The following is a 25,012-nucleotide window of genomic DNA, read 5'->3' on the forward strand; positions in this document are numbered from 1 at the left end:
CTTTCCTTTATATTTTTATTTTATTGTATATAAAAAAGTATTAAAAAAATATGAGTTTTATTAAGTTTTTAAAGATAAATAATGCACAAGTTGCCCAAGCGCAATAGAGCTATCATTGCAAGGAAATTGTAAAGAAGTTTTATAAGCGAATTTTTTTCGATCTAAAATTTCAAGTAAGGTTTTATTTTGAAATACCCCACCACACAAAAGCACTTCTTCTTTAAAATCTTTTGAATATTCTATAATTAAATTTGCAATGCCATTAAGCAAACCTGTGCTAATTTTAACCTTATCTTTATCTTCTAAAGCCTGCAAAAAGGCATTTTTAAAGCAAATTTCTTTTTCTTTGATGTCAAATTTGTAACTATAATCAAGATTTTTATCATAATATTTTTCCATCAAAAGCCCAATTTGTGCTTCATAATCAAGCTTTTGTATATCAAAAGCAAAAGTGCCAAAAGCATCAATAATCCTACCAAGAGAACTCGTATATAAAGAGCTTTGAGTGTGAATTTTTTTAAGATTGTTTAATTTTACTTGAGAAAATTTAGCTAAAAACTCGCTAGCTTTGCTTTCTAAATTAAAATCAAAAATCAAAGCTAAAGCTAAATTTGCGATATTTTTAATATCTGCATTGATTAGTTTGAAATTTTTAAAATGATTTAGCCTTTCATAGCTTTTTAAACTCGCTCTAAAAATCTCCCCACCCCAAATTTTTCCATCATCCCCATAGCCTGTTCCATCAAAAACAAAGGCTAAAACATCATTTTTGTAAATTTTATGTTCGAATAAACAAGCGCACAAATGCGCATAGTGATGTTGCACACGAAAATTTTTATAATCTTTAAATTCTTTTACATAGTTAAATTGTGGGTGTTTATCGCTTAAAATCTGATCAAAATTTAGTTTATAAGAGTTTTGAAAGAAAGTTAAAATTTTAAAAAATCTCTCTTGTATGTCTAAACTTTTCATATCGCCTATATAAGGAGAAATGAAAATTTGATTTTTAAAAAAACATGCAAATTCATTTTTTAATTCACTTCCTAGAGCTAGAATATTTTCTTTTACATTAAAAATATCTGCTGTGTTAATATAAAGTGGATTAAGACCCCTTGAAGTCCTTAAAAACATTGCTTCTTTACCAATAACTTGAGCAATGCTATCATCACTTGAATTGTGTATTGCTCTATCATAATCAAGATAAAAATCAAACACATCACTAAGTTGCTCTAAAAGTTTTGTTTCTTCATAAATAATGCTTTGTGAGCTTAAATTAGCACTAGTTGCAATGATAGGTTTTTTAAAATGTTCAAAAAGCATTAAATGCGTTCCCGTATAAGCTAACATAATACCTATTTTATTAATATCTGGCGCTAAGCTTTTATGGATATTTTTGCTATTTAAAATAACTATGGGTTTTAAATTTGAAGTTAAAAGTTTTGCCTCGGCTTCATTGATAAAAGCTAATTCTTGAGCCATTTTAAGATCTTTTACCATAATAGCAAAAGGTTTTTTAGGACGATTTTTACGTATTCTAAGTTCATTTATAGCATTTTCATTTGTGCTATCACAAATTAAATGAAACCCACCTATACCTTTAAAAGCTATGATTTTACCTTCTTCTAAAAGCTTTGCAAGCAAGATAAAAGCTTTTTCATTTTTGGCTAAAATATTTTGATTTTTATCTTTTAAAAAGATAGTAATTTTACATTTTGGACATGAGAGTGGTTGAGCATGAAAGCGACGATTAGCGGGATCTTCATATTCACTTTGACAAAAAGAACACATTTTAAACTCATCCATAGTCGTATTAGCTCTATCATATGGGAGTTTTTTTATAATAGAAAATCTTGGCCCACAATTTGTGCAAGTGATGAAAGGATATTTAAAACGCGGGTTTTTTTCATCATAAAATTCATTATAGCAATCCTCACAAAGAGCAAAATCACTTAAAATCGGACTAAATTTTTCACTATCTTGTGAAATACTTATGCTAAATTCATTATAAGTTTTTTGAAGTTTTTTATAAGAAAAATTAAAATCATCTATCCTAGCTAAAGGTGGTAAATTAGCAAAAAGTTTTTCTTTAAAAATTTCTAATTCATCATTGCTACACTCAAGGATTATAACAACGCCTAAGCTATTATTATAAACTTCACCTTTTAAATTAAGCTCTTTAGCTATATTAAAAACAAAAGGACGAAAGCCAACGCCTTGTACTAGCCCTTTAATATGAATTTCATATCCAAAGTGGGACATCACTTAACTTAAAAAAAGGTATGTGTTTAAATACATTCTTACTAAGGCTTTTATGCTCAAACAAGCTCCCGCTAAGCACGGCACAATCAACTTGTTCTTTAGCCTTTAAATCATCAAATAAATCTCTTAAAAAATACGCCAAACTCTCAACAACGCCTAAGGCTATGATTTGATTTTCTACTCCAGCAAGCTTAAAACTCATCACGCTTCTTAAGGTCTTAGTATAATCAAATTCTTTTTGCTCATTAAGCTTAAAATCTATCCTAACACCTTTTGCCATTTTACTCTCATCTGCTAAAGCTAAAAGCGCTAATGCAGCACTTTGCACATCTTCATCAAGCTCTAAAATCATCCCTACCATGCCAAAAAGATTAAAAAAATTATTAGCCATCTTTAGTTCTTTTCGCACAAGAATAAATTCTTTTTCATAATTAGCTAGTAATCTCTTAGCAACATCATCTTGACTTATAGTTTCATAAAACTCATCAAAGCTTTTTGGTAAATTTAGTTTTAAAAGATTGATTTCTTTATCAAGTAAGATAATATCATCATATTTTTTACTAAGTTCTAAAAGCAAAGGCTTTTTGTCTTTAAAATCAGACAATATACAAGAAATTCTTGCAAAATTTTTATCTTCTTTTTGAAAAATCAAATTTTTAAACTCAGGTAAAATATAATCATAACCTCTGCAAACTACTAGCTCATTTTCGATTAAAGCCACTTCAAAATCATCCTCAAAATGTTCTAACTTTTTAAAATTTAAAAACTTAATTCCTTCTTTTTCAAGCTCAAAACATAAAGCAAACAAGAAAAGATTATCGTATATTTTTATTTTAAAATACTCATGATTTAATTGATGATTTTGTCTAAAGATAGCATTAAATTTAAGTTTCATTAGAGGTTTTTCAACCCCTGCTAAGATTTTAAATTGTTCATTATTGCAGGAAAAAAATGCATTAATATGTTTTGGATCACTTGGCATTAAAAAATCATCTAATGCTTCATTAAAAATTTCAAAAGCATAAATCCCTTTTGAATTTTTAAAGTATATTTTTTCTTTATTTTTTAATTTTTCTAAGGCTTTTTTTAAATTATCGCAGAAATTTTCTTTTGTGATTTTATTAAATTCATTTTCTATTTTAAACTCTTCTGCTACAAACACACCCCATTCATTTTCTAAAAGCTCACCTTGGGTATAAGCATTTGCATTAAGTCTTGTTAAAAAACTTCTTTTAGTGAAGTTTTTTTCTTTTTTTATAGGTGTAAAATCTTCTTCTATAACTTTTAAGTCAAATTTGTTTAAAAAAACACTGTGGCTGATATTTTCTAAATTAGAACAAAAGGCTTGAATTTCATCTTTTTCGCCTTTAACTTTAATAATGATTTTTTCATCTTTTTGCTCATAATCATACACATAATCTTTAGCATAATAAGCTAACAAATATTCAAAAATATCGTTTTTAGATTTATAATCAAAAGTAATTTCTAAAAGCAAGTTAAAACCTTAAAATTAAAATTTAAAAGCATAAATATAACAATTTTAATTCTAAGGAAAGCTTAAACAAGCTATCTAAAATATAGATAGCTTGTTATTTTAGTAGTTAAATTCAGAACCGATAGCGATTTTTTGAATTTCTTTTTTGTTTTCAAGTTTTAAAAGTGGAGCATTTTTATCCATACCTAAAACTTTTGCTTTTTTGCCATCAAGTAATAATGCAACACCTTCAGGCAAAGCATAAACAACTACTTTAGGATTAACAATCAAAAACTCTTCTAATCTTTCTTCACGGCTTTCGCCATTATGCCCTACTGGTTTGCCTGAGATAAAATGTGGATTGATTTGATGAGGGAAAATATTGAAAGTATTGAATGATTTTGGTTCAACTATAGGCATATCATTAGTTGTCATCATAGTTGCACCTGCTACATTTGAGCCTGCTGACCAGCCAACATAAGGCACACCTTCACTTACTCTTTTTGCGATTAATTCTACTAGATTGTTATTATAAAGTTGATTTACAAGTTCAAAAGTATTTCCACCACCTACAAAGATCGCATCAGCACTTTTAACAATATCAACAGCATTGCCTCTATGTACGCTAATTATTTGAAGTCCTAAGCTTTCTAAAGCTTTAGCAACTTGCGCTTCATACTGCTCATAAGTTTTTCTAACACCTGCATAAGGTATGAAAGCTACCTTTTTGCCTTTTAAATTGTTTTTTTCAACAAATTCTTTAAGCCAAGGTAAAGCATGGTTTAAATACCCAGTGTCTTTATATCCAGAGCTTGAAAGCAATAAAGCTTTTTGCTTATCTTTTGGAAAATTAACTAAATCGTTTGACTTTGCATTTAATGCAACCCCGCTAAAAAGCATAGCAGCTAAACCCAAAGCACCTACTTTTAACAAACTTCTTCTTTTCATTGTTTTTCCTTTAAAAGATATTTAAAAACAATTTATTTTAATAAATGTTTTTTTAAATTAAAATAAATTTTTGTTAAAAAATAAGGCTTTTTAGAAAATTTTCTCTTGCTTTATAATCAGGCATTAATTTATGTAAAAAATCATAAAATTCTTTTTGATGATGTGGGTAGATTAAATGCGTAAGTTCATGTAAAATCACATATTCTATAGCTTTAATGGGCTTTTGCATGAGTTTTAAATTTAAGTTTATATAGCCTTTTTGATGATTGCAAGAACCCCATCTTGAAATCATTTCCTTAATGCAAATTCTTTGCACCTTTCTTTGGAAAGCAAATTCCCATTTTTTTATAAAATACTCAAAAATCACCCTAGCGCTACGCCTTAAAAAAAGCTCTAAATTCTTTTGATTTTTTGCGAAAATTTTATCTTTTTTTATGAGAACTTTTTTACAATTTTCATTAAAGATTAGCTTGTATTTTTTACCTAAAAAATAAAGCTCATCGCTTGCTAAAACTACTCTTTTTAAAGCAAGTTCTTTTTCTTTAGCTCTAATCCAGCTTTCATTTTTTTCTAAAAATCTCAAAACATCTCTTTGCTCATAATAAAGCGGTATGCTAAGCTTGAAATTTAAATCCCTATCTATCCTTAGTCTTAGATATTTGAGTTTTTTCTTTTCAAAAGCAAAACGAAATTCTTTAAATTCTAAAATTCCTTTTATACTAGTGCTTTGCCTTGCCATTTTTTACTTTTCCATCTGTATGAATTGACTATACCGCGTAAAAACTCATCTGCACAAAAACCTATCCAAACTCCCAAAATTCCAAGTCCAGCATAAAAACAAAGCACATAACCAACTGGTAAAGAAACTCCAAGCATAAACACCACTCCACTTAAAAACGGAAACCTCGCATCGCCTGTTGCTCTTAGTGAATTTACCATGACTATATTAAAGGTTCTTGAAATTTCTAAGAAAATTGAAAGCGCAAAAAGCGGTATCATAAGCTCTTTTAAACTCTCTTCAAGCTTTACTACACCCATAGTGAAATCTTGCAAAACATAATTAAGCAAAGCCACAAAAGCACTTGCAACCACGCTAAAATACAAAGCTATCCAAGTATGTTTATAAGCTACATTTAAGTATTTTGCACCGACTAATTTACCTATGATAATTTCATTTGCCACGCTTATGGCTTGCCCTACTAGCATGATAAGCAAAGAAATTTGAAAATAAATCGTTTGAACACTTAAATTTTCTTTGCCTAAACTTGCTACAAAAGAAAAAGCTATGGTGTATTGAATAAACCATATCAAATGCTCCCCTGCTGCAAAACCACCGATATTTAAAATCTTTTTAAGCACAGCTTTTTCAAGGTTTATCATTTCTTTAAATTTAAGATGAATTTTGAGTTTAAAACTAAGTATTGCTATAAGCATGCTAAAGGCTATCAAACGCCCAAAGATATTACTAAGCCCTACTCCAAAAAGCTCTAACTTAGTAAAATGCAATACATAAAAATTCCCTATAAATATCACGACATTCATCAACAAGGTAGTAAACATAACCCAATAAGCCATGTTATACACCCTAACAATAGCAGCTAAAACTATACCCATAGCGTCAAAAAACAAGCAAATTCCAAGCATGTGTAAATAAATCGCACTATCTTTTAAAAGCTCATCTGGAATTTGCAAAAGATAAAGCAAAAACTCTCCATGCCATAAAATCAAACTACCGCACACAAAGCCAAGTAAAGCGTTTAAAAACAAGCTCTGATGTATAACTTTTCTAGCCAAAGTATAATCTTTAGCCCCTAAAGCTTGGGCTATCACCACGCTACAACCCACACTTAAAAAGCTAAAAATGATGATAAATAAATCCGCTACTTGATTTCCCGCACCCATAGCTCCAACTAAAAAGTTAGAATACTGCGAAACCATAACGGTGTTAATGATCAAAGAAAAATACCTTAAAAACATCTCAAGTAATATAGGCATGCTAAGATGTTTAAGCGAAAGTTGCTTGCTAGCCATGTTAATCTCTCAAAAAGTTATATTCATAAATTTTTGGCTCGATTTTTTTAGCCAAAATATCCAAAGCTAAATTCAAATCACTAAGTAAAATTTTATAATGTTCATCTTTTGCTTTGCTAGGCATATTCATCTTGCCTTTTTCATTTCTACCTTGAAAAAATTCTTTTATATCATACAAAGAAGCATTTACTAAATACCCCGCCTTTTCTTTATGCGTGTGATAATACTTAAAAAGCTCTTTGCCTGCTTTTAAAAGCTCTTTTGCTTCATTAGAAAATTCCACCTTGTCTAATGTATCATCAAACAAAACATCATCATTTTTTATCTTGCCATTTATAAATTTATACATAAAATCACTCTTAAATGCTTCTTGAGTAATGCCTAATTCTTTCTCACTAAAAGGTATGAAGTGATTTACACCTTCTTTTGCACTAATTTTATTTTGTCCATGAAAAAGCATAAAAGCCAAACAATCACTTTGAAATTCTTTATCATTTTGATATGCTTTGTTTGGGTATAAAAACTGATCTCTATCATTTAGCCAAGTAGCTTTTATAGCATGGCGTACTGAATAAGATATGCAAATTTCTAGAAAATTACTTATTTCTGCAAAAATATGAACACCCCCTGACTTAGCTCTTGTTTTTTCAAAATTTTCTATAAAAACACCATTTTGGTTCTGAAAGTCATTTCCTTTAGCTGTAAAATGACATAAATAAATTTTATTTTTATCAAAAGAAATTTTTCCAAAACTTGAAAGATAACTACATTTATCGTTATAAAAATTTTTCTTACCTAAAAAATTTCCATTTTCATTAAAAATATCAAGCCTTACCTTTTTAAGCTCATCTTTTTGACTCATATCCCATATCAAAAAACCTATAGGAAATTTTCCTTTTACATTATCAAAAGTATAAGAAGGTGCTAGAAAACCTTTTAAAAATTTAGCCTTAAAAGTTTCTCTAAAATCATCAAAATTAGAACTATTTACATATTTTAAAGTAGAAAAAGTAGCTAGCACAGCTCCATCGATCTCACAATATATTCTTATATAAAATTGTGCAAAAAGTTCGTTATTTGCTTTACCTAAGATATCTTTGTATTTTTCACAAATTCTATTTTCTCTTGCTACTTTGTTTTTATTTTTACCTGTATTGTTTCGAGTAGAGCTAGTCCCTGCTTCTACATAAGGCGGATTTATAAAAATGATGAGTTTTTTACGTTTGTTTTCATCTTTTAAAATTTCTTGTAAATTTAAAGGTAGTTTTGATTTATAAATAACATTGCCTTTATCATCTACTTTATCAAAAAATTCATCATTTAAAAAGTCAAATTGAAAAACATGATTTTCAAATAAATTTGCACCATTTTTTATACGCTCATGTATCACATCAACATCTGCTTTATCTATGGTAGAGCAAAAAATATTTTTTGCATTTGTGAAATTTGCTAGTAAATTTCCTGTCCCACCAGCACAGTCCCATATATAGTATTTCTCTTCATAGTCTTTGCCTAAAGCCTTTGATAAATACTCACAAGCCTTATCTACCCAAATTCTTGGAGTAAAAAACGCTCCCTTTCTTTCTCTAATGTCTTGATCTACAAGCAAATCCCTACGCTCTATCATATAATCCCAAAATTCCTCCAAAGGCGGACGCTCATAAATAGCCCAAAAATCTTTATGTGCTTTTTGATTATCTTTAAAGCCTGTTTTTTCCGTAGCGATAGAGCCTAGATCTGTCTTTTTGGCATTAAATTCATAATGATCTTTATTTAAGATAGCAAAAAGCTTTTCTACTATGGTTTGATTTTCATTTGAAAGTAAATCAGCTAGGTAAAAGTCCGCATCGATAATGCCGTTTTTCTTGGCTAAATCCCAATCTATACTTATGCTTTCTTTTACGCTTTTGCTCCATTTATGATATATGCTTACAAAGTTGTTTTTGTCGATTTTAAATTTGCTTATGTTTTCGTTTGTTAAATTTTCTTTTATGAAATTTTTTAATTCCTCATCATTTTTCTCATAGTAAAAAATCAAAGCTTCGTTTAAAATTTCATCTAATTCTTTTAAAAGTTTTAAAAACTGCTCGCTTGTGTGTTTGCTAGCTGCTACACCCCAAACCCTATCATTTTGATAAAAAATTTCTTGAATTTTATAATAAGGTAAAAATGCGATTTTTTCAGCATCAAATGCACCTATTAAAGCAGGTGTTTGCATGGTATGAAAACTCCCATTTTTTATAGTCATAATGAGTTGAACAAATGATTTTTTAATATCACTTATGCCTTGCTTAGCTTCAGCCCAAAATAAATTAATCTCGCCTAAGTCTTTGTGTTTTTGCGTGACAATAAGATCAATACTAGAACCAACTACAGAAAATTTTGAAAAATACGCTTCACGCACTTTGTTTTTTAAAGTTTCTTCATCTAGCTTTAACCATTCTTGCATTTTTAACCTTTGATAATAAATAAACTTACAATTTTAAGCAAAAGAATATTATTTTTCAATTATTTTTGAATTAATGATTTATAATGACTTAACTTGTCTTTATAGAAATCAACTATTTCTTTTTGCTCATCACTAGGATTTTTAAAAGTTTCTTCGATCATAGTTTTTAACTCATAAGGTTTAATATGATTTAATAAATTTTGATTAATGTATTTTTGATTATTTTCATCTTTTTCTATAAAAATTTCTAAAATCAAGAAAAATATTTTTGAATTTTGTGCAAAAATTTTAAAAGTGTTTTTTAAGTAATGAAAATTATTTATTCTAAGGGTGTAAATATGTGCTTTTATTTTCTCTTTTACTTTTTCATTGTCTTCTTGAAGTAACTTTTCTAATAATACTTTTAATTCTTTTTCACAAAAATACTCTTTTTGTTTCATAGAAAAATTGTAACTATATATAAATAGCATTCTTGCATCTAGTGGATATTTTGCATTAAGCAATTCTTTGGTATTTATATTTTCTTTACCTGCAAACTTTGAAAAAAACTCAAAGAAACTTTTGCATTTTTCAAAGTAAAAAAACTGAACTTCTCCATAAATTTCATCAAAAATACCCCAAAGATAATAAATAAATTCACTGCTTTTAAAGTCTTTAGCATAAACACTCATTTTAAAAGGTAATTGTTTAAATTTTTCAAGTTCTTTTAAATCATACTCATTAAAAATATCATCATACTCTTGGTGTGAATTTGCCTTTATAATTTTATCTATTGTTTCTTTTCTGATAACATTTTCTGCAAAATTTAACACAAAATAATCTTGAAAATATTCTAAAGAAGCTATTCTGTGTTTATGCTTATATTTTCTTCTATCTTTTAAATCAGAAAAATCTCTATTATGTAAATCATATATTTTAGGAAAAATAGAAATCAACAATTTTTTGATCACTTTTTTATTTAGTTTATTTAAACTTTCTATTTGTTTGTCAATCATTTTAGTATATATAGATTTTTGCTCTTCTCTATCAATCTCATAACTAGCTAAAGCAGTTCCAGCAAAAATTTCAAAATGATTATAAATAAACTCATAAAATTTTGGCTCAAAAACTTTAAACAAAGTAATCACGGCAAAATCATACAAATATAACTCTTGTTTTATAGCACTCATTTCAAATTTTAAAACATTTAAGTATCTATTAATATCTCTTATATTTTCAAAAGCGCCTGCAAAATTATTTGTATTTAAGTTCTCTATAAATTCATTCTTATCGATTTTTTCATAAGTAAAGCTAAATTGTTCAATTTTTTGCATAAAAATCGCTGTTAAATTAGCTTTATTTAATTTAGGTAGCACTATAGGAACTTGCACTATTTTTTCTATATATCTTTCGCCTTTATCTTTTTGGATTTTGTCTAAGGCTTTAGTGACTATTTCATTATCATAAGCAAGAATATACATGGTGTTTTTAAAATCTGCTATAGATCTAACAAGTTGAAAAATTTCTCGTATATCTGTATCAGCTAATCTATCAAGATCGTCGATAACTATAATGATTTTTGTGTCTATATTTGATAAAGCAGTGTTGATTTTATTTTTAATTTCATCTAAACCTTTTTTCTCCGCACTTAATAATTTATTAAAATCACTGATAGCGTTTGAAGTTTTAGACATTGCCACTGAAGTAACCGGATCTGCAATCACATAAGATGACATTTTAAACAATAATGCTAAGTCTTCTAATTTTTGAGGTACTTTAGAAAAAAATTTATTTTTTGCATGAGAGCATATTTTTTTTAAATTTTTAATTTTAATTTTAAGTTGTTTTCTAGTAGAGATATTCCAAGGATTGAAATTTATTATAATGAAATTTTCATCATCTTTAAAATCTTCTAAAACCATATTTATAAAAGAAGTTTTTCCACTACCCCAATCCCCTATAATACCCATAGAAATACTATCTTCATCTTTATAATATTTTATAGTTCTTGCCAACGCTATGGCAATTTTTTTTCTATCAAACAAGTCTTCATTTTTGCTTGTTATAGCTTTATCAACTTTAAAAGTATTTATTTGCATTTTTTACTCTTTATTTTTTAGTGCAATTATACATAAAATATAAATTTAGTATAAATTAAACTTTAAAATATATCATTATAAATCATTATTAAAAAAAGGAGAAAAAATGCTTTCTAAAGAAGTAGTGGCTTTATTAAACGAGCAAATCAATAAAGAAATGTATGCAGCAAATTTGTATTTGAGTATGAGTTCATGGTGCTATGAGCATAGCTTTGATGGTGCGGGGGCGTTTTTGTTTGAACATGCAAGAGAAGAAAGTGATCATGCAAGAAAACTCATCACTTATTTAAATGAAACTGATTCTAAAGTAGAATTAAAAGAAGTTAAAAAACCTGATAGTGATTTTAAATCATTGCTTGATGTGTTTGAAAAAACTTTCGAGCATGAGCAAAGTATCACTGCTTCTATTAATAATCTTGTAGATTTTATGCTTTCAAGTAAAGATTATTCTACTTTTAATTTCTTGCAATGGTATGTAAGCGAACAGCACGAAGAAGAAGCGCTTTTTAGAGGTATAGTAGATAAAATCAAACTCATAAGCGACAATGGCAATGGCTTATATATGGTAGATCAATACATCAAAAGCTTAGTAAATAAATAATTTTTTAGCTTCCATAAATTTGGGAGCTAAATATCTTTTAATTTAAAAGAATTCTTGCAAAATAAAAGTAAATTTGCTAAAATACTTTTTATTTAAAAGGATTTTTATGCAAATGAATGAAATTACTGATAAATTAAAATTTATACTCCAAAAAGAAGGCATAAAAAACGCCAAAGATTCTGATGTGGCTAAAATGCTAAATATCAATCCTGATACCTTTTATAGTATGAAATTTAGAAATTCCATACCTTATAAACAAATACTTCATTTTTTAAATGAAAGAAATATCAATATCAATGCATTTTTTTATGAAGATTCTCTTGAGAGCAATACTCCAGCACTTGATCTAAACTATAATGTTTTAAAATATTATGATGTTAATGCTTCTATGGGAGGTGGAGCTTTAAATGATAATGTGAGTTTTTCAGAAGTGATTATAGATGAAAAACTAAGTGATTTTTTTGGCTCTAACAATTGTGATATCATCCCATGTATAGGCGATAGCATGGAGCCTGAAATCAAAGATGATTCTTTATGCTTAGTAGATAAAAGTAAAAGCTTTAAAGAAGGTGGGGTTTTTGCAGTAAATACTAGAGATGGTTTGTTTATCAAACAAATTTTTAAAAGTAATAAAGGCGGGGTTTATCTACACTCTTTTAATCTAAGTTATGCAGATGTACATTATCAAAATGGCGATTTTTTAATCGTGGGTAAGGTAGTGGGGACTATAAGTAGAATTTAGTATGTAGCAAATAACTTCTTTTTCTATATGATAATTTTTATTATTTAAATTAATAAAAAATAAATATAAATATATTTTAAGTTAATTTTTATTAAAAAATAGTCACAATTATACTTTAATAGTTAATAGATAATAAATAAGAGTATTTTTATCTTTTAACAAAACACGCGAAAGGGAAGTTATGAAACACAAATTAGCTAAGGTTGCTACCTACGCCTGTTTAGCTTTAGGTATAAGTTTAAGCTCGCAAGCTTTTGCTTCTTCAGGGCCTAGAACTCTTGATGGTTATGTAGCTCAAGAGGATGCATTTTTTGACTATCTTTACAAACATCACCCTATTTTCAAATATGAAAAAGAAGGGCGTTTGGTAGGTAAATTTACCCATAGTGATAGAACTGAAAACTGGGTTTTAAATCAAAATGGGGCTAAATTTGCTACTGAGCATGATTTAAAACAAGCTTCTATTACTTATCGCTTGCCTTATGAATCTTTTTTGGATTTTCCAAACAAATTTGTAGGCCCAAAAAAATGCGGTGAGTGTCACCCTGCTCAATATGCTTCTTGGGAGCGTTCTCGCCATGCAAAAACCGTGCGTTTTCCGCATGAAATGGAAGAAGTTGGTGGGGCTGAAGGTTTAAAAAAACCTATGTATAACTCTCAAGCTACTATTTTACCTGATGGAATTTATCCAAATGATGTTTATGCTCTCATTGGAACACCAAGAACAAAATATGGTTTTATAGATAGATGGCTTGTGCGTGGAACCTACCATGTTGAAGATGGAAATTTGAGTGATTTAAGTGGTAAATTAACCGCTGGAGGCAATCAATTTTCAAGACTTTGGAGTGAGTTTTTAACCCCTGAAATGGCACAAAAAATAGCTGCATTTGCACCTGGTTTTCCTACTAAAATGGAAGATTTTGGAGGAAATGGTTCTCAAGTATGGGGAACAAACTCTTATGCTGCAACTTATAAAGAAAAAGCAGTTTTCCAGCCTGCTACTGCATATTGTGAAACCTGTCATACTTTTAAATTTGACTTTAAAAATAAGGAAGAATTTTACAAAGCACTAGGTAATCCAAAAGAACTTCAAAAACATACCATCTCAAAAGGTATTACTTGCGAGGAATGCCACGGGGCTGGAGCGCATCTTTATGGAGCAAGAGGTGCGGGTATGCCATCAAATTGTGAAAGATGTCATCAAAGATTTTCATATAATGAAACCGATGCTAAAATCAATCCTAGAAAACCTTTCAATGCGTATTTTAAATCAAGTTGTCCTGCATGTGGAACAGAAGGTGCTCAAATGTATTCTTCAGCGCACTATGATAAGGGTATGAGATGTAATACTTGTCATGATCCACATGAAGTAACTTTTAATGATTGGAAAAGCGGTTATACTAAAACAAAACTTAAAAAAACTTGTAAAGATTGTCATGAAACCCAAGCTAGCTTTTTCAAAAAAGGTGGAATTCACGCAAAAGATAGCTGTACAGCTTGTCACATGCCAAATATGATGAGTTGTGAAAACTTTGGAGCGGTTCAAAACCCTGATAAAGGTGGGTTTGATAATGTTAGAGCCTCTCATATATGGAATATCAAAGTAGATAAAACAGCAAAAACACTTAACCCACCAGAAGGCAAAGAAAGATCACCTAAAGTTGGTGGTTGGACCATAGCTAGAGATGATGAAGGTAGATTTTTCCTTGATTTGATGTGGAGTTGTGGTAGAACTAGTTTTAGTGATATTAACCTAATGGGTCCTGGTGCAAGTGGTTGTCATAGTCCTGTGCAATCAACCTTACCTGAAAAACTTCACTTTAGCAATCAAGAAATGATTTATGATAAGGTAATGGAGTGGCAAAACCCTGTTAAAGAAGGCTATGAGAAAATTAGAAAAGGCATAGCAAATATTGATAAAACTTTTGCTGAAAAAACCAAACTTTCAGTAGAGCAAAAATCAAAAATACTAAGCCTAACAAATCAAGCTCAAGCCATAGCTGATAGACTAGAAAAAGATGGTTCTTGGGGTGTTCATGGACCTGCTTATTCTAAGAAAATCATAGAAGAAGCTTTAATTTATATCCAAGAAGCACAAAATATCCTAAATGGTAAATAAAAACAAAGGAAGAATGAAAAATTCTTCCTTAAAATAAGGAGCTAGTCTTGAAAAATTTAATCACTCGACTTTTTATTGTCCTTTTTACTCTTTTTATGCCATCAGGATTTATTTTTGCTGAGGCTAATGGAGAAATAGGCTCAATAGAAGGTGTAAAAAGCATTAGCTTAGCGCAAGCTCAAGAAATGCTAGATCAAAACAATACTTATTTTTTTGATGTCAATTCAGAGCAAGATAGACAAGCTAATGGCTATATACCTAATTCCATATCAACCTATGTGGAAAATTGGCAAAATTTATTACCTAATGATAAAAATGCAAATTTAGTATTTTATGGTTTAAATCGTTTTAGATTTGAAGCTTCTCAAGCTGCCGCAGTTGCTATAGAACTTGGCTATAAAAACTCTGTTGTAATGCTTGATGGCATTGAATCATGGATAACTTCAGGTAGAAAAGTTGAAAAAATAGACACAGTTAAATGGGAAAAAGCTAAAGAAATTATCGAATTTAAAGATACTATCCACTCAAGATTTAAATTTAGCAATACCCCATCTTGTCGTGATTGTCATGCTCAAAAAGGTAAAGGCATTAGAGCTGATATTGCAGCAAGTAAAAACTTAATCAATCAAAAATGCGCAACTTGCCATGAAAAAGCAAGTAATGCTTTGGCAAAAAGCGCTCATGGAGTAGAAAAATTCTTACCTGCTCAAGATATGCAAAAGAAAAAAGAAAAACCATCTTGTGCGACTTGTCACTCTGTTCATATCACTCCAAAACATTCAGGAATTTATTCACAAAAACAATTAGTCGATCAAAAATGCGCACAATGTCATAAACAAAAAAGCACGACTTTTCATATGACTTTCCATGGTAAAGGTATGTTTTTAAGCACTCCAGGTGAAACTCCAAGTGTTGCTACTTGTTCTGATTGTCATGGTAAACACAATATTTTAAAATCAAGCGAAAGAAGCTCAACTCTCTCGCCAATTAACCGTGTTCAAACTTGCAAATCATGTCACCCAAATGCAAATGAAAATTTCGCAAATTGGATGGCACATGCTGATCATAGCGATGGCGAAAAATATCCTGGATTACATGGTGCTTATATATTTATGACTATTTTAGTGATTTCTGTGTTTGTTTTCTTTGGAGCTCATACTATACTTTGGTGCTTGCGTTTAATTGCTATGCGTATAAAATATCCTAAAGAATGGAAAGAAGCAAGAAAAGCAGCACATGAAGATAAAGTAAGAGTAAGAAGATTTAGCACTTTCCATAGAATTCAGCATTTCTTTATGGCAGCTAGCTTTTTGGGTCTTGCATTCTCAGGCTTACCGCAAAAATTCTATGATTCAGCGTGGGCTAAACCTATGATTGATTTAATGGGTGGAGATATCATTAATGCAGCAACCATACATCATATTTCAGCCATAGTAATGTTTGCAGTATTTTTCTCTCACATTGGAGAAATCATCATTGTAAATTGGAAACGCCGTGATGTAGCAAGGGATCCAATCACTGGTAAAATAAGCTTTATGAAAGTTTTAAAAGCTACTTTTGGGCCTGATTCTTTAATGCCAAATTGGCAAGATTTTAAAGATATGAAAGATCATTTTAAATGGTTCTTTGGTTTTGGGCCAAGACCACAATTTGACCGCTGGACGTATTGGGAAAAATTTGATTATCTAGCAGTATTTTGGGGTATGTTTATCATTGGTATTTCAGGGCTTATTTTATGGTTTCCTGCTTTCTTTGGTAAATTTTTACCAGGTGAAGCAATCAACTTAGCAACCCTACTTCACTCTGATGAAGCTTTACTTGCTACAGGATTTATTTTTGCAATTCACTTCTTTAATACGCATTTTAGAGCAGATCGCTTCCCTATGGATATGGTGATTTTTTCAGGAAGTATTAGTGAAGAAGAGATTAAACAAGAAAGAAGCGTATGGTATAAACGCTTAAAAGAAAGTGGAAAATTAAGCACTTTATATGAAAATAAAAGTAATTTCAAAGCATATCAATGGCTAGCTAAACTTGCAGGATTTGCAATGCTAATCACTGGCTTAGTATTTTTATTTTTAATGCTTTATACTTTCTTTAACACTATCTTATAACCTTATTCGCTATAATAGCGAATAAGGACTTTTCCTAATTTTTTCAAGGATTTTAAATGTTTAAAACAATACTCTCACTTAGTTTTTTAAGTATTTTTTTTATAGCTTGTTCTAATGAAGAAAAACTTGATTCTAATTTAATCTCAAGCGGTACACAAATTTCTAAAGAAAATTTACAAAAAGCAAATGATTTAGATAAAAAATCTTATGAAGAAATAGCCCATTTATTTAAAGATAATACAAATATAAAAAGTGATGATAAAAACATTTTAATCATTTTCAGCGCAAATCACTGCCTTTATTGTGATAAATTAAAAGAAGAAATTAAAAATGATAAAAAAATACAAGAACTTATAAAAGACAAATACAGCTCTTATTATATAAATATAAGCTATAAAAAAATTCATACATTTTATAAAAACCATAAAAGTGACTTAAGCACAGCTGAACTTTCTAGTATTTATGATATAGTGGCCACCCCTACTATTGTAATTTTAAACAAAAACAGCCAAACCTTGCTAAATTATCCTGGTTTTATTAGCACAAAAAGATTAAGTGCCACAATGGAGTTTTTAAACCAAAAAGAAAATCAAAATTTAGACGAAGCAACCATAGCGCAAAAACTTATACATTTTTATAAAGAAAATAATATTTAAGGGTTAAAAATGCAGTATTTTTTTTCTTTTGCGATGAGTTTTTTGCTAATGAGTATATACGCCATAGCTTGTGCTGTAGCAACTTTTATAGAAAATGATTTTGGCATTAGTGCAGCTAAAGCTTTGATTTATAATAATGCTTGGTTTGATATGTTGCATTTATTACTAGGTTTAAATTTAATCGGAGTGATATTTTATAACAAGCTTTTTCAAAAGAAAAAATACTCTATTTTGCTTTTGCATTTATCTTTTATAGTGATTTTAATCGGTGCTGGACTTACTAGATATTTTGGCTTAGAAGGTGGAATGCATATAAGAGAAAATCAAAGCTCGAACACTATAGTTACTAGAGAAGAATTTATAAAAATTACTGATTTTGATACTAATGCTAGTTTTGAATTTCCTATTAGCTTTACCCCACTAACTCAAAAGCATTTTGAAAAAACTATTGACTTAAATGGCGAAAAATTAATCATAAGCTCTATCAAATATACTCCACAAAAAGATTCTATCACACCTGCTAGCTTAAAATTAAATATTACTTATCAAAAAGCAAATACGCAAATAACCTTAAATCCAAATTTTACAAACAAACAAGCAGTGCATTTTAACTTACAGGGAAAAGATTTTACTATCAATTGGGGGCCTAAAGAAATCAAACTTCCTTTTGCATTACACTTAAAAGATTTTATACTAGAGCGTTATTTAGGCTCTATGAGTCCATCTTCTTATACTTCAAAAATTCAAATCATAGATAAGCAAAACAATATTGAGTTAGATTATGATATTTTTATGAATAATGTTCTTGATTATGGTGGATATAGATTTTTTCAAAGTTCTTATGATCAAGATGAGCAAGGCACTATACTTTCAGTCAATAAAGATCCTGGTAAAATCCCTACTTATATAGGTTATACTTTATTGATTTTAGGATTTTTATGGGTTTTATTTGACAAAAACTCAAGATTTCATCGTTTAAGCATTTACTTAAAAAAAGGCCAAAGTTTTGTATTGTTTATTTTGCTTTTTGCAAATTCACAAACTTCGCTTTTTGCACAAGAAAATAAAAATGAAATTTTAAATTTAATCTCAAATTTGCAAAAGAATTCCTATGAACATTCTTTAAATTTTGCAAGATTACTTGTGCAAGATCATAATGGTAGAATCAAACCTTTAGATACTTTGGCAATGGAATTTGTTTATAAAATTACTCAAAAAGAAAAATTTTTAAATATTCACTATGATCAAATTTTTCTAGCAATGATGATTTATCCCAAAGAATTTAGAAAAATCAAAATGATAGCTACAAAAACAAGTAAGCTAAGAGAATTAATAGGTGCAGATATAAATGAAAAATACATAGCATTTGATGATGTGTTTGATAATGGGGTATATAAACTTAGTAATTATGTTGAGGAAGCTAACCGTAAAAAGCCTTCATTAAGAACTAGCTTTGATAAAGATTTGCTAGCCTTAGATGAAAAAATAAATCATGCATATTATATTTATAGTGGTCAAGCTTTAACTATTTTTCCTGATATTAATGAGCAAAGTTTAAAGTGGTATTCTCCGGTGCAAATTTTACCTTTTGCAAAAGAAGATGTAGAGCGTTTACAAATGCTTTTAGTTAGCTATTTTTTACAAGTTCGCAATGGTGTTGAAAATAATCAATGGCAAGATTCAAATGAAATTTTACAATCTTTAAAAGATTTTCAAAATCACTATGGAAGTAGTGTTTTACCGCCAAAAGAAAGATTAGATCTTGAAATACTGCTTAATCATTATAATATCTTTGATAATCTAACTTTTGTTTATATTAGCTTTGCATTAGTGTTTTTCTTTTTAAGTTTTTATACTATATTAAAAAATATTTCTTTATCTACCTTTGTATATAGATTTTTTTACATCATTTTAAGTATATGTGTAATCATACATGCACTAGCTTTAATCATTCGTTGGTATGTAGGTGGGCACGCTCCTTGGACTAATGCTTATGAAAGCATGATTTATATAGCTTTTGCTTGTGCGATGAGTGCTGTGATATTTTTTAGAAAATCACTCTTGGCTTTATGTGGTGCGAGTTTTTTAGCAGGCATTTCACTTTTTGTAGCTCATCTTGGCTTTATGGATCCTCAAATTGGAAATCTAATACCTGTTTTAAAATCATATTGGCTTAATATTCATGTTTCTATTATAACAGCAAGTTATGGATTTTTAGCACTTTGTTTTATTATAGGGATTTTGAGTTTAATTCTTTTTGCTTTAAGGGGTAAAAATAAAAATATAGATTTAAATATCACTAAACTACACTGCGTTAATGAAATGTCCATGATAATAGGGCTTGCAATGCTTACAATAGGAAATTTTTTAGGCGGAGTTTGGGCTAATGAAAGCTGGGGAAGATATTGGGGTTGGGATCCAAAAGAAACTTGGGCTTTGATTTCTATTGTAGTTTATACCATGGTATTACATTTAAGATTTATTTTCAAAACTTATTTTATTTTTATTTTTGCAAGTGCTAGTGTTTTAGCCTTTTATAGTATATTAATGACTTATTTTGGAGTAAATTTTTACCTTTCTGGGCTTCATTCTTATGCAAATGGCGACGCCTTCCCTATACCAACTTTTATATATGTTTTGATTGTGCTTAATTTTGTTTTAATTATTAGCGCAGGAAGAAAACGGGATTTAAATACGCCTAGTTTCTAAACTAGGCTTTGCTTTTTTCTATTTCTTGAAGTGCTAGGATAAGATCTTTTAAATTTTCATAAGGAATATGAACTTTCCAATCTATTCCATTTTCCTTTTTTAAAGCCACACCTATACTTAAGACATCATTGCTTCCTATACCATAAGGATTAGAAAGATTACAAAGGCTTATTTCTCCACTTTTACTACCATGTAATTCTATAGTTTTAAATACTTTTTTACTCATGTTTATCCCTAAAAGCTGTGATAATTTTTGCTTGAAATTTTAGCCAATCTTTTTGAAGCATGATAGGAAAACCACCATAAACCCTAGCACCTTCTAAATTTTTAGTGACCCCGCCTCTTGCGGCTATGGTAGCAAAATCTCCTATTTCTAAATGCCCGCTTGTAGCACTTTGTCCACCCATAGTAACATTTTTACCTAAAATACTTGAGCCTGAAATTCCACTTTGAGCTACTATAAGACAATTCTCCCCTATTTCACAATTATGTCCTACTTGAACGAGATTATCAATCTTTGTACCTTGCTTTATGATAGTACTTTCAAAAACTGCTCTATCAATAGTCGTGCAAGCTCCAACTTCTACAAAATCTTCTAAAATAACATTTCCATTATGATAAATCTTATAATGCTCGCCATTTTTTGTATGCGCATAACCAAAACCATCACTACCTATAACACAATTTGCCAGCAAATGGCATTTTTTACCTATTTTAGTGTCATTATAAATCACAACATTTGGATGGATTATAGTATATTCACCTATACTTACATTATCGCCTATATAAGCACCTGCCATTATCACTACATGATCAGCTATTTGGACATTTTCGCCTATATAAACATTTGGCATAATCTTAGCACTTTTGGCAATATTTGATTGTTTTTTTTCACTAGAAATTAAAGGTTTAGCAAAAAGCTTACTTAAAAGTGCAAAAGATAAATGTGGATTATCAACGACTAACTTAATGCAATCTTTTGAAACTAAATTTTCAAATTCTTTTGAGATTAATATAGCCCCAGCTCCACTACTTGCGATTTTTTTAGAGTTTTTTTCTCCATCACAATAACTAAGTTCAGTAAAACTTGCATTATTTAATGAATTTAAAGCTGTAATTTCTATATCTTCTCCGCAATATTCTATACCTAAAAATTTAGCAATTTCACTAATTTTCATTTTACCTCCATTAAAATAGAACCACTTCTAACTACACTAATAGGATTATACTTTTTCATAGTTTTTAAAAAGTTATCGATATTTTTTGCATCATCACTTGCCATTACCATAATAAACTCATCATCACTATAAGTTACACTGCCATTATAAGCTTTTAATATAGCATCTAAGCCTGCAAAATTTTCATTTAAAGCAATCTTTACCAAAGCTGTTTCTTTTTCTATAAAATCACTAGAATCAATTACTTTATAAGTAGGTATGAGTTTATGAAGTTGTTTAATAATTTGCTCAAAAACTTTTTCATCGCCTAAAGTAACGATATTTATCCTTGAGAATTCTTTATCATCAAGTGGTGCAACAGTAAGAGATTCTATATTATAACCACGTCCTGAAAAAAGTCCAACAACGCGTGATAATACCCCATGCTCATTTAATACAATGACAGAAATTACTCTTCTTTTCATTTTTTATCCTTGTTTTTATAGCTAGGTAAAATCATGTTATAAATAGCTCCACCTGCAGGCACCATAGGTAATACATCTTCATAACGATCTATAGCCACATTTAAAATGTAAGTTTTTTTAGATTCTAAGGCTGCTTTGAAAGCTTTTTGAAATTCTTCTTTGTTAGAGACATTACAACCCTCGCAATGAAAACCTTTAGCAATAGTAATAAAATCAGGTTGACTTGTTAAATCTGTATTAGAAAATCTTTCTTTATAAAACATACTTTGCCATTGTCTTACCATACCTAAAAAAGAATTATTTAAAATGATATTAATCACTTTAATTCCATAAGCACTTGCTGTCATTAGTTCTTGGATATTCATTAAAAAAGAACCATCGCCTACGAAATTTACCACCACTTCTTCACCCACAGCTAATTTAGCTCCAAGTGCAGCTGGTAAAGAATAACCCATAGTTCCTTGCCCACCGCTTGTTGCAAGTTGTCTTGCATAATTAAAAGGATAAAATTGTGCTACCCACATTTGATGTTGCCCTACATCAGTAATTATCCTTGCATCAGGAGCTAATCTAGCACATTCTTCTATAACCCATTGAGGTTTTAAAACTTCATCACTATCTTCATAGATTAAAGGATATAACTGCTGATATCTTTGTAAAGTTTTAAACCATTCTTGGTATTTTGTATTATCAAAACTTTCTTTTTTTAATTCTTCTAAGGTATCTAAAATAACACTTTTAATATCCCCAACTATAGGAAAATGCGCTTCGATGATTTTAGAAATAGAACTTGGATCTATATCAATATGAACGATTTTTGCACCCTTGGCAAACTCACTTGTTTTACCAGTAATCCTATCATCAAACCTAGCACCCACAGCAATGAGCAAATCACACTCACTTAAAGCAATATTTGCACAATAGCTCCCATGCATACCTGCCATTTTTAAATTAAGCTTATCATCACTTCTTAAAGTCCCTAGAGCCATCAAGGTTTCAACTGCAGGAATTTGACAAAAATGAATTAATTCTCTTAAATCATCACTAGCATTAGAAGCTACACAACCTCCACCTAGGTAAAATAAAGGTTTTTGAGCATTTTTAATCAAACTTACTAATTTTTTAATTTGCTTAATATTTCCTTTATAGGTTGGCTTGTAAGTTTTCATAGAAATTTCTTTAGGATAATGCCATTTACCTATAGCTGCAGTAACATCTTTAGGTATATCAATATGCACAGGCCCTTTTCTACCTGTTGTTGCAATATAAAAAGCTTCTTTTAAAATTTTAGGTAATTCTTCAATATTTTTTACTAAATAATTATGTTTTACGCAAGGCCTTGAAATACCTATAGCATCGATTTCTTGAAAAGCATCGGTTCCTATTAAAGAATTTGCAACTTGAGCTGAAATTAAAACTAAAGGTATAGAATCACTATAAGCAGTAGCCAAGCCTGTAACTGTATTGGTAAAACCAGGTCCACTTGTAACTACTGCCACACCAACCTCACCACTCATTCTAGCATAAGCATCAGCACTATGTAAGGCTGCTTGCTCGTGTCTAACTAGGATATGTTTAAAATGAGTTTGCTTATAAATTTCATCATAAATATTTAAAGCCGCACCACCAGGATAACCAAAAACTACTTTAACATTTTCTTCTTTTAATGCTTCACAAATCATTTGCGAGCCATTTAGCTCTTTCATTATTCTACCTTTTTGCTTAAAATGGAAAATATTATAACGATAATTTAATAAATATTATTTTATAAGGAGAGTTTCTTGAAAAATCAAGAAACTACTTGTGCTTTTTTAGCGTATTCTATACCTAAATCAAAAGCTTTTGCATTTGCTTCTTTAGTTTTTGCAGGTACCATATCAAGCATAGTTTGTTTTAATGCATCAATATCAATACATTTGCTCATATAAGCAGCTATAGCTAAAGCAACAACTGATTGAGTGGCTACATTACCTACTTCTTCTTTAGCTATAGTAATAATAGGAATTTCAAAAATTTTCCATCTTGCATAATCTTCTTTACTTGGGTGAACTAAATTTGGCTCTACAACTATAACTCCACCATCACAAACACCATCTTTGAAACTATGATAACCCTTATCAGCAGTTGAAAGCATAAAACTAACTTCACCTTCTACTGCATAAGGAAAAAAGATTTCACTTTCATCAATAATAATATCAACCTTAGTTGGTCCGCCTCTAACTTGAGAAGTATAAGTAGAAGCTTTAAAAGCATTGCGCCCTTCTTTAATGGCAGCTTTAGCTAAAATTTCACCTGCAGTGATAACCCCTTGTCCACCTTCACCGCAAAATCTTAATTGATATTTCATTTTAATGCTCCTAAATCAACCATTCTTTTTTCTTTCAAGGCTCTTCTAACTTCTTCATAAGCTTCACAATATTCTGTCTTGCTTTCATCTTGATGCAAAATTCCTGTAGGAAATTTATCTGCTCTTTGCTCATAGTCTAATTGTTCAAATTTATTTTTTTCAACACAACGATTTTTAATCCAATCAAGCATGCTTACAGCTTCACCCATTTTATTTTTTCTACCAAGATTAATATGGCAGTTTGAAAATACATCTACAAAACTATAACCTTTGTGTGATAAAGCTTTAAAAATGATATTTTCAAGTTTATTTGCCTCAATAACATTTGTTCTTGCTACAAAAGAAGCCCCAGCAGCTTTAGTAAGTTCACAAGCGTCAAAATTTGGATCTATATTACCTGCTTGAGCAGTAACAGTATAAAAACCTTGTGGAGTAGTTGGTGAAGTTTGTGAATTTGTAAGACCATAAATAAAATTATTGATTAAAATATGAGTTAAATCTATATTTCTTCTACATCCATGGATGGTATGATTTCCACCAATTGCTAAAGTATCACCATCCCCACTTACTACGATTACATGTTTTTTAGGATTTGCCAGTTTAATCCCTGTTGCATAAGCAATAGCTCTACCATGGGTAGTATGCACTGTATTACAATTTACATAAGAACTCATTCTACCACTACAACCTATACCAGAAACTAAGCAAACATCATCCATATTCCAGCCAAGTTTTTGAATAGCCCTAATAATAGCTTTTAAAACAACTCCATCCCCACAACCCCAGCACCATTGTGTTGGAAGTTTATCCACTCTTAAATATTCATCGTAATTAAAAGCCATT

19 protein-coding genes are annotated in these 25,012 nt (G+C 29.7%); 6 read left to right on the top strand and 13 right to left on the bottom strand.

The genetic code is table 11. The annotated features are described in order from the left end of the window. Window positions 1–60: 60 nt before the first annotated feature. The 7 genes from hypF to L8X30_RS05775 all read right to left on the bottom strand — a co-directional run bounded on the left by hypF (window position 61) and on the right by L8X30_RS05775 (window position 11,239). On the bottom strand, window positions 61–2,259 hold the full coding sequence (gene hypF / locus L8X30_RS05745; protein WP_263679434.1) for a carbamoyltransferase HypF: 2,199 nt from the start codon (window positions 2,257–2,259) through the stop codon (window positions 61–63). Beyond that, a complete protein-coding gene (locus L8X30_RS05750; protein WP_263679435.1) occupies window positions 2,240–3,754 on the bottom strand; it encodes a hypothetical protein in 1,515 nt (504 codons plus the stop codon). Before L8X30_RS05750 ends, hypF begins: the two co-directional genes overlap by 20 nt. A gap of 99 nt (window positions 3,755–3,853) precedes the next feature. Next, window positions 3,854–4,681, bottom strand: a complete 828-nt coding sequence (pepE, locus tag L8X30_RS05755) for a dipeptidase PepE (protein ID WP_263679436.1) — start codon at window positions 4,679–4,681, stop codon at window positions 3,854–3,856. Between the two features lie 73 nt (window positions 4,682–4,754). Then, a complete protein-coding gene (locus L8X30_RS05760) occupies window positions 4,755–5,420 on the bottom strand; it encodes a M48 family metallopeptidase (protein ID WP_263679437.1) in 666 nt (221 codons plus the stop codon). Continuing rightward, window positions 5,396–6,712: an MATE family efflux transporter gene (locus L8X30_RS05765; protein WP_263679438.1), complete on the bottom strand. Its 1,317-nt coding sequence runs from the start codon at window positions 6,710–6,712 to the stop codon at window positions 5,396–5,398. Before L8X30_RS05765 ends, L8X30_RS05760 begins: the two co-directional genes overlap by 25 nt. Window position 6,713: 1 nt before the next feature. After that, window positions 6,714–9,161 carry a hypothetical protein gene (locus L8X30_RS05770; protein WP_263679439.1) on the bottom strand — a complete coding sequence of 816 codons (2,448 nt, stop codon included), beginning with the start codon at window positions 9,159–9,161 and terminating at the stop codon, window positions 6,714–6,716. A gap of 59 nt (window positions 9,162–9,220) precedes the next feature. Then, window positions 9,221–11,239, bottom strand: a complete 2,019-nt coding sequence (locus L8X30_RS05775) for a KAP family NTPase (protein WP_263679440.1) — start codon at window positions 11,237–11,239, stop codon at window positions 9,221–9,223. A 106-nt stretch (window positions 11,240–11,345) separates the two neighbouring features. Here L8X30_RS05775 and ftnA point away from each other — a divergent pair, with 106 nt between their 5' ends. The 6 genes from ftnA (at window position 11,346) to ccsA (ending at window position 20,180) form a co-directional block, all read left to right on the top strand. Further along, window positions 11,346–11,840, top strand: coding sequence for a non-heme ferritin (gene ftnA / locus L8X30_RS05780; protein WP_133318863.1), 495 nt, complete (start codon window positions 11,346–11,348; stop codon window positions 11,838–11,840). Window positions 11,841–11,946: 106 nt separating this feature from the next. After that, window positions 11,947–12,582: a helix-turn-helix transcriptional regulator gene (locus tag L8X30_RS05785; RefSeq protein ID WP_263679441.1), complete on the top strand. Its 636-nt coding sequence runs from the start codon at window positions 11,947–11,949 to the stop codon at window positions 12,580–12,582. A 181-nt stretch (window positions 12,583–12,763) separates the two neighbouring features. Beyond that, the gene (locus tag L8X30_RS05790) at window positions 12,764–14,701 is read left to right on the top strand and encodes a cytochrome c family protein (protein WP_263679442.1); all 1,938 of its coding nucleotides are present in this window, start codon (window positions 12,764–12,766) and stop codon (window positions 14,699–14,701) included. Between the two features lie 95 nt (window positions 14,702–14,796). Beyond that, on the top strand, window positions 14,797–16,815 hold the full coding sequence (locus tag L8X30_RS05795) for a rhodanese-like domain-containing protein (protein WP_412175507.1): 2,019 nt from the start codon (window positions 14,797–14,799) through the stop codon (window positions 16,813–16,815). A gap of 56 nt (window positions 16,816–16,871) precedes the next feature. Next, complete coding sequence (locus L8X30_RS05800) at window positions 16,872–17,471, top strand: SoxW family protein (RefSeq protein WP_263679444.1); 600 nt, start codon at window positions 16,872–16,874, stop codon at window positions 17,469–17,471. Between the two features lie 9 nt (window positions 17,472–17,480). After that, the gene (gene ccsA, locus L8X30_RS05805; protein ID WP_263679445.1) at window positions 17,481–20,180 is read left to right on the top strand and encodes a cytochrome c biogenesis protein; all 2,700 of its coding nucleotides are present in this window, start codon (window positions 17,481–17,483) and stop codon (window positions 20,178–20,180) included. A 1-nt stretch (window position 20,181) separates the two neighbouring features. Here ccsA and L8X30_RS05810 read toward each other — a convergent pair whose 3' ends face one another. The 6 genes from L8X30_RS05810 to L8X30_RS05835 form a co-directional block, all read right to left on the bottom strand. Then, a complete protein-coding gene (locus tag L8X30_RS05810; RefSeq protein ID WP_039618362.1) occupies window positions 20,182–20,406 on the bottom strand; it encodes a hypothetical protein in 225 nt (74 codons plus the stop codon). Next, window positions 20,399–21,358, bottom strand: coding sequence for a UDP-3-O-(3-hydroxymyristoyl)glucosamine N-acyltransferase (gene lpxD, locus L8X30_RS05815; protein WP_263663279.1), 960 nt, complete (start codon window positions 21,356–21,358; stop codon window positions 20,399–20,401). The genes L8X30_RS05810 and lpxD overlap by 8 nt, the downstream gene beginning before the upstream one ends. Continuing rightward, complete coding sequence (ilvN, locus tag L8X30_RS05820) at window positions 21,355–21,822, bottom strand: acetolactate synthase small subunit (RefSeq protein WP_263679446.1); 468 nt, start codon at window positions 21,820–21,822, stop codon at window positions 21,355–21,357. Before ilvN ends, lpxD begins: the two co-directional genes overlap by 4 nt. Beyond that, window positions 21,819–23,528: an acetolactate synthase large subunit gene (locus L8X30_RS05825; protein WP_263679447.1), complete on the bottom strand. Its 1,710-nt coding sequence runs from the start codon at window positions 23,526–23,528 to the stop codon at window positions 21,819–21,821. Before L8X30_RS05825 ends, ilvN begins: the two co-directional genes overlap by 4 nt. A gap of 83 nt (window positions 23,529–23,611) precedes the next feature. After that, window positions 23,612–24,169 carry a 2-oxoglutarate:acceptor oxidoreductase, gamma subunit gene (locus L8X30_RS05830; RefSeq protein ID WP_039626146.1) on the bottom strand — a complete coding sequence of 186 codons (558 nt, stop codon included), beginning with the start codon at window positions 24,167–24,169 and terminating at the stop codon, window positions 23,612–23,614. Beyond that, window positions 24,166–25,011, bottom strand: a complete 846-nt coding sequence (locus L8X30_RS05835) for a 2-oxoglutarate ferredoxin oxidoreductase subunit beta (RefSeq protein ID WP_263679448.1) — start codon at window positions 25,009–25,011, stop codon at window positions 24,166–24,168. Before L8X30_RS05835 ends, L8X30_RS05830 begins: the two co-directional genes overlap by 4 nt. Window position 25,012: the final 1 nt, after the last annotated feature.

This window comes from Campylobacter sp. CNRCH_2015_0338h (genome assembly GCF_025772785.1).
In the GTDB taxonomy this organism is placed as follows: domain Bacteria; phylum Campylobacterota; class Campylobacteria; order Campylobacterales; family Campylobacteraceae; genus Campylobacter_D.